Origin of the sequence: Achromobacter sp. 2789STDY5608621 (genome assembly GCF_001299375.1) — a bacterium.
GTDB lineage: Bacteria > Pseudomonadota > Gammaproteobacteria > Burkholderiales > Burkholderiaceae_B > Achromobacter > Achromobacter insuavis.
Genome location: NZ_CYTU01000079.1, coordinates 1 through 17,710 on the forward strand (window position 1 = coordinate 1; position 17,710 = coordinate 17,710).

The 17,710-nt window shown below is 68.9% G+C and carries 16 protein-coding genes; 6 read left to right on the forward strand and 10 right to left on the reverse strand.

Going from position 1 to position 17,710, the window contains the following annotated elements; genetic code table 11:
- Positions 1-97 precede the first annotated feature (97 nt).
- The 10 genes from AOZ53_RS32030 to AOZ53_RS32075 form a co-directional block, all read right to left on the reverse strand.
- Positions 98-2,674 carry a sensor domain-containing protein gene (locus AOZ53_RS32030; RefSeq protein WP_054490933.1) on the reverse strand — a complete coding sequence of 859 codons (2,577 nt, stop codon included), beginning with the start codon at positions 2,672-2,674 and terminating at the stop codon, positions 98-100.
- A 41-nt stretch (positions 2,675-2,715) separates the two neighbouring features.
- Positions 2,716-3,513 carry a biofilm regulation diguanylate cyclase SiaD gene (gene siaD, locus AOZ53_RS32035; RefSeq protein WP_054433241.1) on the reverse strand — a complete coding sequence of 266 codons (798 nt, stop codon included), beginning with the start codon at positions 3,511-3,513 and terminating at the stop codon, positions 2,716-2,718.
- Entirely contained in the window at positions 3,510-3,887 is a 378-nt protein-coding gene (gene siaC / locus AOZ53_RS32040) for a biofilm regulation phosphoprotein SiaC (RefSeq protein ID WP_054433238.1), read from the reverse strand. The genes siaD and siaC overlap by 4 nt, the downstream gene beginning before the upstream one ends.
- Before the next feature lie 39 nt (positions 3,888-3,926).
- On the reverse strand, positions 3,927-4,466 hold the full coding sequence (gene siaB / locus AOZ53_RS32045; RefSeq protein WP_054477862.1) for a biofilm regulation protein kinase SiaB: 540 nt from the start codon (positions 4,464-4,466) through the stop codon (positions 3,927-3,929).
- Positions 4,467-4,489: 23 nt separating this feature from the next.
- Positions 4,490-6,475: a biofilm regulation protein phosphatase SiaA gene (gene siaA / locus AOZ53_RS32050; RefSeq protein ID WP_197286553.1), complete on the reverse strand. Its 1,986-nt coding sequence runs from the start codon at positions 6,473-6,475 to the stop codon at positions 4,490-4,492.
- Between the two features lie 217 nt (positions 6,476-6,692).
- On the reverse strand, positions 6,693-7,397 hold the full coding sequence (locus tag AOZ53_RS32055; RefSeq protein ID WP_054433232.1) for an ABC transporter ATP-binding protein: 705 nt from the start codon (positions 7,395-7,397) through the stop codon (positions 6,693-6,695).
- Entirely contained in the window at positions 7,397-8,197 is an 801-nt protein-coding gene (locus tag AOZ53_RS32060; protein ID WP_054490935.1) for an ABC transporter ATP-binding protein, read from the reverse strand. The genes AOZ53_RS32055 and AOZ53_RS32060 overlap by 1 nt, the downstream gene beginning before the upstream one ends.
- Entirely contained in the window at positions 8,194-9,162 is a 969-nt protein-coding gene (locus AOZ53_RS32065) for a branched-chain amino acid ABC transporter permease (RefSeq protein ID WP_054433229.1), read from the reverse strand. Before AOZ53_RS32065 ends, AOZ53_RS32060 begins: the two co-directional genes overlap by 4 nt.
- Positions 9,163-9,164: 2 nt before the next feature.
- The gene (locus tag AOZ53_RS32070) at positions 9,165-10,085 is read right to left on the reverse strand and encodes a branched-chain amino acid ABC transporter permease (protein WP_006392702.1); all 921 of its coding nucleotides are present in this window, start codon (positions 10,083-10,085) and stop codon (positions 9,165-9,167) included.
- Between the two features lie 149 nt (positions 10,086-10,234).
- Complete coding sequence (locus AOZ53_RS32075) at positions 10,235-11,398, reverse strand: ABC transporter substrate-binding protein (protein ID WP_054433227.1); 1,164 nt, start codon at positions 11,396-11,398, stop codon at positions 10,235-10,237.
- Positions 11,399-11,708: 310 nt separating this feature from the next.
- Here AOZ53_RS32075 and AOZ53_RS32080 point away from each other — a divergent pair, with 310 nt between their 5' ends.
- The 6 genes from AOZ53_RS32080 (at position 11,709) to AOZ53_RS32105 (ending at position 17,667) form a co-directional block, all read left to right on the forward strand.
- Entirely contained in the window at positions 11,709-12,203 is a 495-nt protein-coding gene (locus tag AOZ53_RS32080) for a MarR family winged helix-turn-helix transcriptional regulator (RefSeq protein ID WP_054433226.1), read from the forward strand.
- A gap of 108 nt (positions 12,204-12,311) precedes the next feature.
- A complete protein-coding gene (locus tag AOZ53_RS32085) occupies positions 12,312-13,352 on the forward strand; it encodes a hypothetical protein (protein ID WP_054433224.1) in 1,041 nt (346 codons plus the stop codon).
- A 121-nt stretch (positions 13,353-13,473) separates the two neighbouring features.
- Complete coding sequence (gene argJ, locus AOZ53_RS32090; RefSeq protein WP_054490937.1) at positions 13,474-14,700, forward strand: bifunctional glutamate N-acetyltransferase/amino-acid acetyltransferase ArgJ; 1,227 nt, start codon at positions 13,474-13,476, stop codon at positions 14,698-14,700.
- Between the two features lie 300 nt (positions 14,701-15,000).
- Positions 15,001-15,867 (forward strand): ATP-binding protein, encoded by an 867-nt coding sequence (locus AOZ53_RS32095; protein WP_054433221.1) that lies wholly within the window; start codon positions 15,001-15,003, stop codon positions 15,865-15,867.
- Entirely contained in the window at positions 15,860-16,822 is a 963-nt protein-coding gene (locus tag AOZ53_RS32100) for a Nudix family hydrolase (RefSeq protein ID WP_054490939.1), read from the forward strand. Before AOZ53_RS32095 ends, AOZ53_RS32100 begins: the two co-directional genes overlap by 8 nt.
- 179 nt (positions 16,823-17,001) lie before the next feature.
- On the forward strand, positions 17,002-17,667 hold the full coding sequence (locus AOZ53_RS32105) for a TetR/AcrR family transcriptional regulator (RefSeq protein ID WP_054461413.1): 666 nt from the start codon (positions 17,002-17,004) through the stop codon (positions 17,665-17,667).
- Positions 17,668-17,710: the final 43 nt, after the last annotated feature.

The window sequence follows — 17,710 nt, forward strand, 5'->3', positions numbered from 1 at the left end:
GAGCGAACGCTCCGGACCGCAATCGTAGCCCCGCCATCCCCCACCGACCCCGCCACGCGCGCCTTAAGAACCCACCCCGCAACAGCAACCCACCCACTCACCCCCGCGCCCGCAACCAATCCTCCAAATCATTAGCCGGCAACGGCGGCGAAAACAAAAACCCCTGCCCCGCCGCACACCCCTGCTCGATCAAGAAGCGCCGCTGTTCCTCATTCTCGATCCCCTCGGCCACCACCGGCAGACTGAGACTCTCCCCGATGCGGATGACAGCGCTGGTCAGCGCCCGCGCCGCGTCGTCGTTCTCCAGCCCCTGGACGAAACTGCGGTCCAGCTTCAGTTCGTCCACGATCAGGCGGCGCAAGTGGCCCAGGCTGGAATAGCCCGTACCGAAATCGTCCATCGACAGGCGCACGCCCAGGCGGTGCAGCTCCGCGATCGTGCGCAGCGTGCCCGCCGTGGCGTCCAGCACCACGCCTTCCGTGATCTCCAGCATCAGGTCCGACGCCGCCAGCCCGAACTCGGCCAGCGTCGCGGCGATCATGCGCGGCAGGTTCAGATTGTGGAAATTGGTGGCCGACAGGTTCACCGACACCGACGGCACGCGCAGGCCGTTGTTGCGCCAGATGGAGAGCTGCGAGCAGGCCTCGCGCACCGCCCAGTCGCCCAGGTCGCCGATCAGGCCGCATTCCTCGGCCAGCGGCACGAAGCGCGCCGGCGAGATGTCGCCCAGCGTCGGGGGGCGCCAGCGGGCCAGCGCCTCGACGCCGTACAGGCTGCCGTTCTTCAGGCCCACCTGCGGCTGGTAGTGCAGCCGCAACGCGCGGCCTTCCAGCGCGTCGCGCAGCGCCGCCTCCAGCGCCAGGCGTTCCTGCGCCTGGCGGTTCATCTCGGCACTGAAGAACGAGATGCGGTTGCGGCCCGCCGTCTTGGCCTGGTACATGGCCATGTCGGCATGGCGCAGCAGCGTGTCCATGTCGCGGCCGTTCTCGGGGAACACGCTGATGCCGATGCTCACCGACGGATTGAGCGTGATGCCGCCCACCACGAACGGCTGCGCCAGCGACACCAGGATGTGCTCGGCGGCGGCGGTCAGGCGGCCATGCTCGAAATCGGGCATCAGCATTACGAACTCGTCGCCCGACAGGCGGCCGACGATGTCGGTGGCGCGCGCCAGGCGTCGCAGGCGCTGGGCGATGTCGCGCAGCAGCGCGTCGCCGATGGGGTGGCCGAGCGTGTCGTTGACCTGCTTGAAGCGGTCCAGGTCCAGGAACAGCACCGCCACGCGCTTGCGCTCGGGCTCGGCGCGGGCGATGGCCTGCTCGGCCTGGGCCAGCAGCAGGTTGCGGTTCGGCAGGCCGGTCAGCTCGTCGTAGAACGCCAGCTGGCGGATGCGGGCGCGGGCCTCTTCGCGTTCCAGCGCCAGCGCGCACAGGTACACGCAGACGTCCACCAGGCGGTGGTGGAAGTCGTCCGGCAGGCGGCGTTCGCGGAAGTAGAAACCGAAGGTGCCGATGACGCGGCCGTCGCTCGACTTGATCGGCGAGGACCAGCAGGCCTTGATATCGTCCGGCAGCGGCAGATGGCGGTAGTCATCCCACAGCGGATCGGTGGCGATGTCGGGCACGATCACCGGCCGCCCGAGGAAAGCCGCGGTGCCGCAGGCGCCCACCTGAGGGCCGATGGCCATGCCGTCCAATGCTTCGTTATAGGCCGGCGGCATGCTCGGCGAAGCCAGCGTCCGCAGCTTGCCGGCCTCGTCCACCCGCAGCACCGTGGCCGCGACTTCGGGCGCCAGGCGCTCGACCTCGCGGCACACCATGTTCATCACTTCCACCACCGAGGCTTCGTTGACCATGGCCTGCAGCACGCGGCGCTGCAGCACCTCATGCACCTTGGTGGGGGTGATGTCGGTCAGCACGTCGACGATGTTGACCAGCGAACCGCGCTCGTCGAACACCGAGTTGGCCATGACCGACACCCACAGCGGCTTGCCGCTGCGGTCGTAGACCAGCACGTCCTTGTGATAGCCCTCGCGGCAGGCGATGCGGCGGTCCAGCTCCTCGCGGGTGCCGCCGTCGTGGCGGGTGCCGGCCAGCAGCTCGCCGAGCTCCTGTTCCAGCGCGTCGGCGCGCGAGAACCCCAGCATGCGCTGGAAGCCGTCGTTGACGTAGACGATGCGGCCGTCGCGGCCGGACACGGCCACGGCGTTGCCGGTTTCGTTGATGCCCAGCAGCAGCAGGCGGACTTCCTCCTGGCGCTCGGCGTCGGCGATCGACTTGCGCGAGATCACCGCGATGCGGCGCACTTCGCCGCTTTCGTCGCGCATCGGCAGGTAGGTCGCCTCGATCCACAGCGACGCGCCGCTCTGCTTGCGGTAGCGGCAGGTGCCGGAAAAGACCTCGCCGCGGCGCAGCCGCGCCCAGATATGTTCGGCGCTGGCGATGCCCTTGCCTTCGTCCATGCTGTCGCACAGCAGGTCGTGGCGCAGCCCGGCGATGTCGGCGCGGGCATAGCCCAGCGCGGCCAGGAAGTTGTCGTTGGCGTTGATGAGAGCGCCGGCGGCATCGAAATCGAACAGCAGCAGTGCCCGGTCCATCGACGCCAGATAGTTGCTCACCTGCCACGCGGCGCCCTGCGGGGCCGCGCTCGAACCGCCTGGATGAGAATCAAGCATAAGGGGCTCCATACCGGAAGAACAACGATTCCGGGTTCATTTCAGGGCCGGGGGAAGCCAAGTGCGACGCGGTCGCGTCCGTCCTGTTTGGCCAGGTACAACGCCTGGTCCGCCCGGCTGAGCGTTTCTGAAAAGGTTTCTCCGAGCTGGTGACAGGCCATGCCGATACTGACGGTCAGGCGCAACACATCGGCGCCGACATCGATGGCCAGGCCGCGCACCGCGCCGACCAGCCGGTCCATCACGCCCTGCGCCGTTTCCGGCGGGGTCGCGGGCAGCAGCACGAGGAATTCCTCGCCGCCCCAGCGGCCGCACAGATCGTATTCGCGCACGCTGCGGCGCATGGCGCCGGCCAGCTCGACCAGGGCGCGGTCGCCAATCTCGTGGCCGTAGCGATCGTTGACCGACTTGAAATGGTCGACGTCGAGCATGGCCACCACGAAAGCCTGGCCGCCACGGGCGGCGCGCTGGACTTCCTGCTTGATCATTTCCATCAGGGCGCGGCGGTTGAGCAGGCCCGTCAGGGGATCGCGGCGCGAGGTTTCCTCCAGCGTGGCGTTCAGGTCGCGCATCATGCTCTGATAGTGGTCGGAGATGCGCGCGATGCGCGCCAGCCGCCGCAGCTGCCGGTCGAATTGCTCGCACAGGCCCATTTCGCGCTGGTGCGCCATGGACTGGTAGGCATCCGACAAGTGCGTGACGCGCTCGATCCGCGCCATCTGTTCCGCCGTGTGCCGCCACAGATCCTGCAACGCCTCGCGCAACGGATGCCCGGCATAGGCCGGATCCGCCAGCAAGCCGACGATGCGGTCATCCAGCTCGGCGTTGCCGGCCTTCATTGGCGGCCGACGACGGAGAACGGGAAGGAGCAGTCTTCCTTGAATTCCTCGGCCAGCTCGCCGACGCGCTCGTTGCGCATGTCGTAGAACCAGGTGACGCTGACGCTGCGGCCCTTGCCGTGGGCGGCCTCCAGCACATCGAAGATGTCCATGACGGACTTGATGCTGCTGGTGTTCAGATAGAGCAGTTCGAGTTCCAGGTTCAGCGGCGCGGCGCTGCTGAGCAGGTAGGCCTCGACCCACTCGATCACCGGGCCGAACAGCTCGAACGAATTCTCGGGGTAGGAGTCGCCGCGCATCGCCAGCACGCCGGCGGCGGCGTCCGCGGTGATGGCGGGCGTGGACTGGGTCCCCGCGATATTCAGGTCTTTCATCAGTAACTCCGAAAAGGGTCTAAGGCTCAGGGGCGGCGGTCAGATCACGACGCTCAGGCTGAAGAACGCCTGGCCCTCGCCCGCGGCGGGCGTCAGGCTGGCCTCCAGCGGCGCGCCGGCCCGACGCGCGATATCGATCAGTCCCAGGCCGGCGCCCGAGGCCACGCCGGGGGTGCGCGGCTTGTGCAGCTGGGTCTTGTATTCCGCCTTCAGGGCGGCCTTGTCCAGCGCGGCCAGCTGCTGGATGCGGGCCACCAGGCTGCGGCCATCCTCGGCCTTGACCAGGTTGCCGGCCGACACCACGTAGCGGCTCTCGTCGCGGCGCCCGATGACCACGGTGGCGGCGGCGTCCGTGTCGCCGTTCTGCGCGGCGTACTGGCGGATGTTCTGGATCATCTCGATGTACACCGAGAACACGTCCATGGCCTCCGCCGGCCGGGCATGCTCGGCGTTCAGGTAATTCTTCAGCGCATTGCCGATTTCCTCGATCAGGCTGCGGGAGATCGGCCCGTTGAAGCACAACAGCGTGCGATTCTGGTCGAACCGCTCGCCCAATGCGTAGAGATCGGAGGCATTCATGGGAGTTACCGCCCTGATAACGATTATTCGAAACGGAAAGACAGCAAGGTAATGTCGTCGCGCTGCGGCCGTTCGCCCTGGTAACGAGCCAGGGCCTCGGTAAACGCGGCCGCCTGGTCAGTTAACGGCTGCCGCGCGTGTCTCTTGAGCATTTCGGCGAAACGCGTGTTGCCAAAGCCGAAACCGTGCTCGCCGCCGGCCTGGTCCAGGAAGCCGTCGGTCGCCAGGTAGTAGGTCCAGCCCGGCTCCATGCGCAACTCGATGTTCTGGTAGGCCCCGGTCCGCTTGTCGCCCAGCGCGCGCTTGCCCCCGGGCACTTCGCGCAGGGTTTCGCCGTCGCTGGCAAACAGGCTGATCTTGGCGCCGGCATACCGCAACATGCCGGACTGGCGGTCAATATATACCAGCCCCGCGTCGGTATTTGTCGCGAGGGCCCGCGGCAGTTGCGCATCGGCAAGCATGGCGCGGATGGCGCTGTCGGTGCGGGCCAGGATCCCGGCGGGGTCGGCCGGGCCGGCCTCGGTGATGGCCAGGTCGATGGCGGCGCGCGCCAGCATGGTCATCAGGGCGCCCGGCACGCCGTGGCCGGCGCAGTCCATGATGCCCAGCAGGCAGTTGGGGCCGTCCGAGCGGAACACGTAGAAGTCGCCGCCGACCACGTCGCGCGGCTTCCACAGCACGAAGTGATGGGCGCCGAGCGACTGGGTCAGCTGGCGGTCCGGCAGGATGGCGCGCTGGATCAGGCTGGCGTAGTCGATCGAATCGCCGATCTTCTTGTGCGCCGCCGCCATGGCGCGGTTGGCGTCCTCCAGCTCGGAGGTGCGCTCGCGCACCTTGCTTTCGAGTTCGGCGGTGTGCTGGCGCACCTTGTCGGCCATGACGCCGAAGGCGCGGCTCAGGTCGCCGATCTCGTCCTGGCCGCCCGGCGGCAGGCGCACGTCGTAGCTGCCGTTGGCGATGGCGCGGGCCGACTGCTGCAGGCGGCGCAGCGGCCGCAGCATCAGGCGCTCGATGGCGTAGCCGAAGCACAGCAGCAGGGCCGCGAACAGCAGCACCAGGCCGATCGCGGCCGGCCACAGCCAGTCGGTATCGAGCACCCGGGCGGCGCCCAGGTCCACCACCGTCAGCACGTGCCAGTGCAGCTCGGGCATATAGGCCACCGACACCAGCTGGCGCACGCCGTCTATCGCGACCCAGGCGGTCTGCACCGATTGCGGGTCGGCCTGGGCGGCGTGCAGCGCCGAACGCAGCTCGTCGCGGCCGCTGCCGGGGTCGAGCAGGTTGAACACCATGCCGCGGCCGTTGGCCCCGCTGGCCCCCGAGTTGTAGGCGATCAGCGTCGGATCCATGTGCGCCTGGATCGCCCCCTCCTCGTCGACGATGATGGGGGTGACGCCCGGCTGGCCGCTGTTGACGAAGTCGCGCAGGAAGCCGCCCACGTCCAGGCCGGCGCCGGTCAGGCCGATGACCTTGTCGCCGTCGCGCACCTGCACGTTGATCCAGACCCGCGTGGTCTTTAGCTTGAGGTCCGGATTGACGTTGATGTTGTAACGCGCGCTCGCCTTGAGCGAGTTGTAGAACCAGCCATCGTCGGCCGCCTCGCGGCTGAGCGTGTAGCGCGGCGCTTCCGACAGCGGCTGGTCATCGTTGAAGTAATAGTGGCCGGTGGCGGCGCTGGCGATGAAATAGGCGCGGCCCAGCAGGTCGCGGCGGTAGCCGTCGGCCTCGCGGAAGAACAGCTCGCGCGCGGCCGGATCGGCTTCGTTGCGCAGCCAGCGGCGCGTCACCTCGCTGTCGGCCAGCCGCTGCGACAGCGCCAGCTCGCGCGACACCGGCGCCAGGATGCGCTGGCGGTTCAATTGCGTGAAGTTGTCGGCGAAAGCGCGCCCGAAGTGGTCGCGGACCCCGTCCAGCACCTGCCAGCCTATCAGCGCGGCCGGCGCCAGGGCGACCAGGCACGCCAGCAACAGCGCCATCAATGATTTTTTGCGCAAACCCCATTTCGCCATGCGAAGTCTTCCCTGACAGCTTGATAAGACGTGACGCATCCACGCGGTACGCACGGCGCGCTAAGTGTAGAGAACCACGAGATGAATTGAAACAGGCGTAAACACGCGGATTTGCCAAAGGTCAGCCTATTTCAGGCCCTGCCCCGCAAACCGCACATTTGTTGCGTTTTATATCGAAAGAAAGGCCGCGCTCCGCGCCGGGATTGCGGCTTTCGCGCTACACGCCCAGGTAGCGTTCCCACAATCCGCGGTCGGCATCGAGCGCCGCGGAGTCGCCGGTCCAGACCACCTTGCCGCGTTCCAGGATGACATGGCGGTCGGCCAGGCTCAGCAGGCGCTCGACGTACTTGTCGATCACCAGGATGGTCTGGCCGGCCTGGCGCAGGCGCGCCAGGCAGCTCCAGATCTCCTCGCGGATCTTGGGCGCCAGGCCCTCGGTGGCCTCGTCCAGGATCAGGAGGCGCGGGTTCGTGACCAGGGCGCGGCCGATGGCCAGCATCTGCTGCTCGCCGCCCGACAGCTGGTTGCCCATGTTGCGGGCGCGCTCGCCCAGGCGCGGGAACAGCTCGAACACGCGCTCGGGCGTCCACGGCTCGCCGATGGCGGGATTGCGCGCCGCCACGAAGGCCGTCAGGTGTTCGCGCACCGTCAGGTTGGGAAAGCACTGGCGCCCCTCGGGCACGATGGCCATGCCGGTGCGGGCGATGCGGTCGGGGCTCCAGCCGCTGATGTCCTGGTCGACGAAGCGGATCTTGCCGCCGCGCAGCGGCAGCTGGCCGAACAGGGTGCGCAGCAGCGTGGTCTTGCCCATGCCGTTGCGGCCCAGCAGCGTCACCACCTGGCCCGCGCCGATCTGCAGGTCCACGCCGAACAGCACCTGGCTGGCGCCGTAGCCGCTCTGGGCCGATTCAATGCTGAGCATCAGGCAAGCTCCTGGCGCGCGGGCGCCGTTTCGTCATCGCCGAGGTAGGCCTGGCGCACATCCGGGTTGGCGCGGATCTCGTCCGGCGTGCCGGTGGCGATCACGCGGCCGTACACCAGCACCGAGATGCGGTCGGCCAGCCGGAACACCGCCTGCATGTCGTGCTCGACCAGCAGCATGGCGGCGCGGCCGCGCAGGGATTCGATCAGGTCGGTCAGGCGCAGGGTCTCGTCGGGCCCCATGCCGGCCATGGGTTCGTCCAGCAGCAGCACGCGCGGCCGCGCGGCCAGGGCCAGCGCGAATTCCACCTTGCGCTGCTCGCCGTGCGGCAAGGTGCCGGCGGCGCGGTCCAGCAGGGCGGGATCGATGGCGCATTCGCGCGCCAGCTCGCGGGCCTGCTCGTACAGGGCCGACTCGGCGGCGCGCGGCCGCCAGAAGCGGAAGCTGCTGCCGGCGTGGGCCTGCACCGCCAGCACCAGGTTATCCAGCACGCTGGACTGCTTGAAGATGTTGGTGATCTGGTACGAGCGGGACAGGCCCGCCGCCACGCGCTGGTGCGCGTTCATGGCGGTGACGTCGCGGCCGTCCACGGCCAGCGCGCCGGAGTCGGCCGCCAGCGTGCCGGACAGCAGGTGGATCAGGGTCGACTTGCCGGCGCCGTTGGGGCCGATCAGGGCATGGATCTCGCCCGGGTTCAGGGAGATCGACACATTGTCGGTGGCCACCAGCGCGCCGAAGCGGCGCACCAGGTTGCTGGCCTGCAGCGCGGGGGCCTGCGTCGAGGGATGGGTCTGGTTCATGATCCCGCCTTGCCGGTTTGGGCGGCGGCGCGGCCGCCGAACAGCGGGCCGAACAGGCCCACCAGGCCGCGCGGCGCGCCGAACACCACGCACAGCAGCAGCACGCCCAGGGGCAGGTGCCAGTATTCGGTCCACTGGCGCAGCACTTCCTCCAGCACCAGCATCACCACCGCGCCGGCCACGCCGCCGTAGCGCAGGCCGATGCCGCCCACCAGCACCATGATCAGCAGGTTGGCCGACTGGGTCCAGTGCATCAGGCTGGGCGAGATGAACAGGTTGTGGTTGGCCAGCAGCGCGCCGGCCAGTCCGGCCACGGCGCCGCTCAGCGTGAAGGCGGTGAGCTTGATGCGGTAGACCGGGTAGCCCATGGATTCCATGCGCGACTCGTTTTCACGGATGCCCTGCAGCGCGGTGCCGAAACGCGACAGCGTCACCCGCCCGAACAGCCACATCATCACGGCGAAGATCACCAGCACCAGGTAATAGAACGCCACGTCGTTGGCCAGGTCGATGCCCGGCAGCGACGAGTAGCCCGGCAGGTTCAGGCCGTCCTCGCCGCCGTACTGGCGCAGCGAGATGAAGATGTAGAACAGCATCTGCGCGAACGCCAGCGTGATCATGATGAAGTACACGCCGCGGGTGCGCAGCGAGATCGCGCCCGTGATGAAGGCCAGCAGCGCCGCCAGCAGCATCGCCACCGGCCACGACACCAGCGCCGAAGTCACGCCCGACATCGCCAGGATGCCGACCGCGTAGGCGCCGGCGCCGAAGAAGGCCGCGTGGCCCAGCGCCACCATGCCGCCGTAGCCCAGGATCAGGTTCAGGCTGGTGGCGGCCAGCGCGTAGATCAGCACGCGGCGCACGAAGGAGATATAGAAATCCAGGCCCAGGGCCGGCGCCACCAGCGGGAACGCCGCCAGCGCGGCCAGCAGGGCCAGGGTCCAGAGGATCGAAGAGGTCCGCATGCTCAGCCTCGCGCCGGAAACAGGCCGGAAGGCCGGAACACCAGGACCGCCGCCATCAGCACGTAGATGGCGATGGCCGCCAGCGTCGGGCCGACGCTGGACGCGACCGCCGGCGAGAACACCTGGCGCAGCAGCATCGGCAGGAAGGCGCGCCCGGCCGTATCGACCATGCCCACCAGCAGCGCGCCGACGAAGGCGCCGCGGATCGAGCCGATGCCGCCGATGACGATGCACACCAGCACCAGGATCAGGATTTCCTCGCCCATGCCGACCTGCACCGAGGTGATCGGGCCCAGCAGCGCGCCGGCCACGGCCGCCAGCATGGCGCCCAGCACGAACACGCCCAGGAACAGCAGCGGCACGCGCACGCCCATCAGGGTGGCCATCTGCCGGTTCGAGGCGCCGGCCCGCACCAGCACGCCGGCGCGGGTGCGCGTCACGAACCAGTACAGCCCCACGGCCGAGGCCACGCCGAAGACGATGATCATCAGGCGGTAGGCCGGATACAGCAGGTCGGGCAAGAGGCGCACCGGCCCGGACAGCAGCGCCGGCATGTTCAGCATGACCGGGGCCGGGCCCCAGATCATCTTGACCAGGTCATTGGCGATGAGGATGACGGCGTAGGTGCCCAGCACCTGCGCCAGGTGGTCGCGCAGCGCCAGGCGGCGGATCAGCGTCAGTTCCAGCGCCACCCCGACCAGCCCGGTGGCGACGGCGGCCACCAGGACGGCGGCGGTGAAGGACCCCGTGCGCTGCATGGTTTCGGCGGCGACATAGGCGCCTGCCATATAGAGCGAGCCATGCGCCAGATTCATGATGTCCATGATGCCGAACACCAGGGTCAGCCCGGCCGCAATCAGAAACAACATCAACCCAAACTGCAGACCGTTCAGCAATTGCTCGATGATGAGCGTGAACGTCATGAAAAATCCCCTGGTGGGCCCACCCCCGAAGCGCTGCGCGCTTCCCCCTCAAGGGGGTGTCGCGACGGACCGGCGAAGCCGGATCCGTGCGACCCCGCGGGGCCGGGCTGCATCGTGTAGCCGCGGCGCTTTACGCGTCCCGCCGCCTTTTATAGCTTGCAGTCGCCGACGTAGACGTCCTGGTACTTGTCGAACACCTTGCCGACCAGCTTGTTGGTGATGCGGCCGTTGGCGTCCTTGTCGACCACGCGCAGGTAGTAGGCCTGGATGGGGTAGTGGTTCTTGCCGTAGGTGTAGCTGCCGCGCACCGAGGGGTAGTCGGCCTTGGCCAGCGCCTGGACGATGGCCTCGCGGTCGGAAGCCTTGCCGCCGGCCTGCTTGACGGCGGCGTCCATGGCCATGATGACGTCATAGGCCTGGGCGGCGTAGACCGACGGGTAGCGGCCGTTGTATTCCTTGCGGAAGGCCTCGACGAAGGCCTTGTTCTGCGGCACGTCCAGGTCATGCGCCCACTGCGCGGTGTTGTACATGCCCAGCATCGGCTCGCCCACGGCCTGGATCACGTCCTCGTCGGCCGAGAAGCCCGGGCCGATCAGCTTGACGCTCTGCGACAGGCCGGCCGACACGAACTGCTTGACGAAGTTGATGCCCATGCCGCCCGGCAGGAAGATGTAGACCGCGTCCGGCTTGGCGGCGCGGATCTGGGCGATCTCGGCGGCGTAGTCGATCTGGCCAAGCTTGGTGTAGACCTCGTCGCCCGGGGCGGTCTTGTAGCCGCGCTTGAAGCCGGTCAGCGCATCCTTGCCGGCCGGGTAGTCCGGGGCCATGATGAACATCTTCTTGAAGCCGCGGTCGGCCGCGACCTTGCCGGCGGCTTCGTGGAAGGCGTCGTTCTGGTACGACGAGCCGAACCAGTAGTTGTTGCACTGGGCGCCGGCGAACTGGCTGGGGCCCGGGTTGTTCGACAGGTACGGCACCTTGGCGGCGAACAGCGCGGGGCCGACGGCCAGCGCCACGTTCGAGCCGATCGGGCCGGTGAAGAAATCCACCTTGTCGCGCTGGATGTAGCGCGTCACCAGCTGGCGGGCCTGGTCGGGGTTGCCGCCCATGTCGGTCTGCAGGAATTCGGCGGGCTGGCCGCCCAGCTTGCTGCCCAGCTGCTTGATGGCCAGGTTGAAGCCATCGCGGGCTTCGGCGCCCAGCGCCGAGAACGGGCCGGAAATGTCATTCGCGATGCCGACCTTGACCGGATCGGCGTGCGCCAGGGCCGGGATCAACGCGGCGGCGGCAACGAGGGAAGTGATGAAACGCATGGTGGTGTGCTCCGTGCGCGAGCCGCGCAGAGGGTGTTTTTCTGGGATTGCGATTCGAAGGACTTCTATGCCCGGCCTGCCGGCCCGATCAGGCGGCCATCAGACCGGCGCCCGCAGCAGCCGATCCCGGGGTGCGGCATGGGGAGAACTGGCGTGGTTCATAGTTTAGGTTTAAAGTATTCGGCAAAACAAGTCTAGGGTTTTTACCAATGATCCACGGCGCGGGCCCGCCCGCGCGGACATTACCCGACATCGGCCCGATACTCAAGAATACAGACCTCTCCACGCATTCCCGGTAACCTTCCCGACCATGACAGACGCTCCCGACCTGGAATCCCGCGCCGCCCCCGACGATCACCATGCGCTGCGCCTGTGGCTGCGCATGCTGACCTGCGCCAATCTCATCGAAGGCGAGATCCGCAGCCGGCTGCGCAACGAGTTCGACACCACCCTGCCGCGCTTCGACCTGATGGCGCAATTGCAGCGCGCGCCCAAGGGCATGAAGATGGGCGAGCTGTCGCGCCACATGATGGTGACCAACGGCAATATCACCGGCATCACCGACCAGCTCGAAAAGGAAGGCCTGGTGGTGCGCACCAAGGTCGAGTCCGACCGCCGCAGCTCGCTCATCAAGCTGACGCCGCAAGGCAGGAAGAGCTTCGCCAAGATGGCGCGGGCCCACGAGACCTGGGTCAAGTCGATGTTCGGCGAACTGCCCGAGGCCAGCCGCAATGCACTGTTCCAGGCGCTGGGCGAACTGAAGCTGCAGGTGGTCGCCACCCGCTCGGCCGCCGCCGGCGACTGAGCCGCGTCCCGCGCGCCGCCCGGCCGGTCCGCCGCCGGCGCGTTTGCGCCCCTGCCGGCCCCTCGGGCCGGCAGAAAAACGACAACGGTTTGGCGCATAATTGCCGCCATGATTCCGGTATCTCTTCCTGGCGGTAATTACTACGTGCTGATGGCCGTCTCGCTGGCCTGCCTGTCCACGCTGCTGACCTGGCTGGCCGTCCTGGCCACCAGCCGCGGCGCCCGGCTGTGGCTGGGCGACCATCGCCGCGGCGGCACGATCCTGATGGCGCTGCTGGCCCTGGTCGGCGGCATCTTCCCCTACCAGCAACTGAGCCAATGGCTGGTCGCCCAGCGCGACGCCCGCCTGGGCGCCAGCCTGGACCGCGTGCTGGACCAGCCCACCCGGCTGGCCGGGATCGACATGCCGGCCGGCACGGTGCTGCGCCTGACCACCGCCGGCGATCCGGCCTCGTTCGACCGCGCCACCTTCCCGGAAGGCCATCCGGCCAGCGTGCAGGGCCTGAGCGCCACCCGCCTGTTCCATTACCCCGCCAGCGCCCGCCAGCCCGAGGCATTGTCGGCCGAGATCGCCCGCGACCAGGCCCAGGAGGGCTGGCTCTGCGCCCACGGCCACCGGGTCGAATTCGTCATGCTGGGCGGCCAGCCGCGCTTCGCCAGCTGCCACCTGGCCATCGGCAACACCCTGAATCAGCAGCCGATCCCGCCCGGGGCCTGGCTCAAGGTCGACGACGCCGCGCGCGGCAGCGCCCCGGACCCGGCCAGCCCGGCGCCGCGCTGGCTGCTGCGCGCCGAGGGCAGCGAGCCGCTGTCGGTGGACGGCATGCCGCTGCTGAAGGTGGACATGACGCTGGACGCCCAGCGCCGCCTGCTGGCGTTCGAGGGCCTCCTGGGGCGCGAAAGCGCCTTCGGCGGCATCACCTACCCCACCGGCACCCGCATGCTGACGGCCGGCCCGCGCGTGCCCGGCATGCAGCCCGGCGACCTGCTGTTCTCGCCCTCGCGCGGCCGCTCGGCGCGGCAGGCCGACGGCAAGGAAGTCGCCGCCGGCATGTCGGTGCTGCAGGCGCCCGACGGCACCGTGCGCCGCGTGCTGTCCAACCGCGAGGCCGGCGTGCTGGACGTGGCGGCCATGCGGACCGCTCCCTGACAACCGGCTTTCAGGCCGGCGCCGCCGGCTGTCGCAAAGCAGTGGGATAATACGAAGCTTTCCCCCGCGCGCCGCCTTGTCCTGGCGGCGATTCCGTCCTGCTCATTCATGAGACGAAGTCATGGCCGTTAACCTGCAGATCCCCTCCGAGTCCGAAATTTTCCCTGTTGCCGGCGTTGAAATCGGCGTCACCGAGGCCGGCATCCGCAAAGCCAACCGACGCGACCTGACGGTATTCCGCCTGGCCGAAGGCAGCAGCGTGGCCGGCGTGTTCACCCGCAACCGCTTCTGCGCCGCCCCGGTGCAGGTCTGCCAGGCCCACCTGGCCGACGACGGCCCGATCCGCGCGCTCGTCATCAACACCGGCAACGCCAACGCCGGCACCGGCGCCGAGGGCCTGAAGAAGGCCCAGGACACCTGCGCCGAGCTCGGCCGCCTGCTCGGCGTGCCCGCCGCCCAGGTGCTGCCGTTCTCGACCGGCGTGATCCTGGAGCCGCTGCCGCTGGACCGCCTGTTCGCCGGCCTGCCGGGCGCCATCGCCAACCTGGGCGCCGACCACTGGTCGAGCGCCGCGCACGGCATCATGACCACCGACACGCTGCCCAAGATCTCGTCGCGCCGCGTCCAGATCGGCGGCAAGGCCGTCACCTTCACCGGCATCAGCAAGGGCGCCGGCATGATCCGCCCCAACATGGCGACCATGCTGAGCTTCCTGGCCACCGATGCCGGCATCGCCCAGCCGCTCTTGCGCAAGCTGGCGGTCGAGATCGCCGACGCCTCGTTCAACCGCATCACCGTGGATGGCGACACCTCCACCAATGACTCGTTCATCATCGTCGCCACCGGCAAGTCGGGCGTCGAGGTCAACGCCGAATCGGACGCCGCCTACGCCGCCGTGCGCGAGGCCCTGACCGCCGCCGCGCTGGAACTGGCGCAGAAGATCGTGCGCGACGCCGAAGGCGCCACCAAGTTCATGACCATCCGCGTGGAAGAAGCCGGCACCACCGAGGAAGCCCTCAAGGTGGCCTACGCCGTGGCCCACTCGCCGCTGGTCAAGACCGCCTTCTTCGCCTCGGACCCCAACCTGGGCCGCATCCTGGCCGCCGTCGGCTATGCCGGCATCGACGACCTGGACGTGTCGAACATCCGCCTGTGGCTCGACGACGTGCTGGTGGCCAAGGACGGCGGCCGCAATCCGGCCTACCAGGAAGCCGACGGCCAGCGCGTCATGAAGCAGGCCGAGATCACCGTGCGCATCGCGCTGGGCCGCGGCCAGGTCAACGACACCGTCTACACCTGCGATTTCTCGCACGAGTACGTGTCGATCAACGCCGACTACCGTTCCTGATCAAGACCCGCCATCCGCCCGGCTGACCCCGGGCGCGGGGCGCTGGCGTGCAAGGGCGCGCCGGACTCCGCGGGATGGCGGCAGCAATGAAATCCAGTGGCTGCGCCTTACCCATCGCCGGTCACTGCCCCCGGGGGATCCGTGGCATCACCGCGGTCCCCGGCAGGTGACAGCCGTTGAGCGGCGCGCGTCCCCACGACGCCTTGCGGCGGGACACGCGCCCTCTTCTTCCGACGATGCCCGCGAATGCGACGCGGGCCCGGTGCCGGGCCCGCCCGTTCGCTCTTCCAGGATCACACCGTGACCGCGACCGAATTCACCACCCTCATCCAGCGCGCCGAGCGCGTCCTGGCCCAGCTCGAAGCCTGGCTGCCCCCGGCCCCCCCCGATATCGACTGGAACGCCCACGCGTTCCGCTGGCGCAAGCGCGGCTCGCGCGGCTGGCTCGACGCCGTGCGCCACGTGGCCCGCATCGAACTCGAGGACCTGCAGCACATCGAACGCCAGAAAGGCATCATCGAGCGCAACACGCAGCAGTTCATCGACAAGAAGCCCGCCAACAACGTGCTCATGACCGGCGCCCGCGGCACCGGCAAGAGCTCGCTGGTCAAGGCCATGCTGGCCGCCCACGGCGACCGCGGCCTGCGCCTGATCGAGGTCGACAAGTCCGACCTGGGCGACCTGGCCGACATCGTCGAGCTGGTGGCCTCGCGCCCCGAACGCTTCATCGTGTTCTGCGACGACCTGTCGTTCGAGGAAGGCGAGGCCGGCTACAAGGCGCTCAAGTCCGTGCTGGACGGCTCGGTCGCCGCGTCGGGCGACAACGTGCTGATCTACGCCACCTCCAACCGGCGCCACCTGATGCCGGAATACATGAGCGAGAACCTGCAGGCCAAGCACCAGCCCGACGGCGAGATCCACCCCGGCGAAACCGTCGAGGAAAAGATCTCGCTGTCCGAGCGCTTCGGCCTGTGGCTGTCGTTCTATCCCTTCAAGCAGGACGACTACCTCGACATCGTCTACCACTGGCTGCGCGAGCTGGGCTGCCCGGAAGACCAGATCGAGCCGTCGCGCACCGAGGCGCTGCAATGGACCATCGAGCGCGGTTCGCGCTCGGGCCGCGTCGCCTACCAATTCGCCCGTGACTGGGCTGCCCGCCATGTCTGACAAAATCATCGATGTCGCCGCCGGCCTGATCCTGCGTCCGGACGGCATGCTGCTGCTGGGGCAACGTCCCGAAGGCAAGCCCTGGTCGGGCTGGTGGGAGCTGCCCGGCGGCAAGCTCGAACCCGGCGAGACCGTGCTGCAGGCGCTGGCGCGCGAACTGCAGGAAGAGATCGGCATCCGCGTGACGCAGTCGCGGCCGTGGGTGACCTATGTGCACGCCTACCCCCACACCACGGTGCGCCTGGCGTTCTGCCACGTCACCGGCTGGGAAGGCGAGCCGCGCAGCCTGGAGAACCAGCGCCTGGAATGGGTCGACCCGGCCAACGCCGCGTCGGTCGGCGATCTGCTGCCGGCCACGCTGCCGCCGCTGCGCTGGCTGCAGCTGCCGACGGCCTACGGCATCAGTTCCATCGGCGCGCGCGCCGGCCTGTCGGCCTTCCTGGACCGGCTGGACGCGGCGCTGGCGCGCGGCGTCAAACTGGTGCAGCTGCGTGAACCGCAGTGGCCCGACGGCCCGGCCTCGGCCTCGCTGCACGAGGCGCTGCAGCAGATCGTCAAGCGCTGCCGCGCCGCGGGCGCGCGGGTGCTGGTCAACAGCGCCCATCCGGCCGCCTGGTGGCGCGAGGCCGATGGCGTGCACCTGCGCGGCGCCGACGCCGCGCGGCTGACCACCCGCCCCGAATTGCCGGCCGGCGCGCTGGTCGGCGTCTCGGCGCACGACAACGCGCAGGTGGTGCATGCGCGCGAATTGGGCGCGGACTTCGCCGTCCTGGGCCCGGTGCTGGACACCCCCAGCCATCCCGGCGCGCCGACGCTGGGCTGGGACGGCTTCGTCGAAGGCAACCGCGACGCCGGCATTCCGGTGTTCGCGCTGGGCGGGCAATCCACCCAGACGGTCTCGCACGCCCTGCGCCACGGCGCGCACGGCATCGCCGGCATCCGCGGCCTGATCTGACGCCCGCGGGCCGGCAGCCGGCAACGCCGGCCCGGCCCCTCTACCGGAATCCCGAAGTCTGGCAAGATGGCAGCCACATCGGCCCTTCCCCCGCACGCCAGCGGGGGTTGCGGCCGACGGCCGGGTGCCCGGTTCACCGGACCCCGTCCGCTCCCACCTCACCAAGAAGGAACCGGCCCATGTCCCGACGTGAGAATACCGAGCGCCAGATCCTGCAGGCGCTCGAAGAGCAGATCAAGGAAACCGGCATGGGAGGCGTCGGCATCAACGCCATCGCCAAGCGCGCCGGCGTCAGCAAGGAACTCATCTACCGCTATTTCGACGGCATGCCCGGGCTGATGCTGGCCTGGATGCAGGAACAGGATTTCTGGACCCGCAATCCCGACCTGCTGGCGGCGGACGAGTCCAGCCAGCGCAGTCCCGGCGACCTGGTGCTGTCGATGCTGCGCGCGCAGATCGAGGCCCTGTCCGGCAACGAGACGCTGCGCGAAGTGCGGCGCTGGGAACTGATCGAACGCAACGAGGTGTCGGCGCCGCTGGCCGAGCGCCGCGAACGCGCCGCGCGCGGTTTCATCGACCGCGTCGACGGCCTGACCCCCGACATGGACGTGCCCGCCGTCGTCAGTGTGATGCTGGCGGGCGTGCTGTACCTGATGCTGCGCGCCAAGACCGAAAGCCATTTCCTCGGCGTGCCGCTGCGCACGGCGGAAGGCTGGGCGCGCATCAACGACGCGCTGGAACACCTGGTGAAACAGGGCTTTCCGGACGCGCTCAACCAGCAATCCCTGGCCCACCTGGAGGCGCGCCGCAAGAAAGCGCGGCCGCCCGCCGAGCCCGTGGCCTGAGTTCGCCCCGGATCCAGGCCGTTGCGGCTCACCGGGCCGTCGC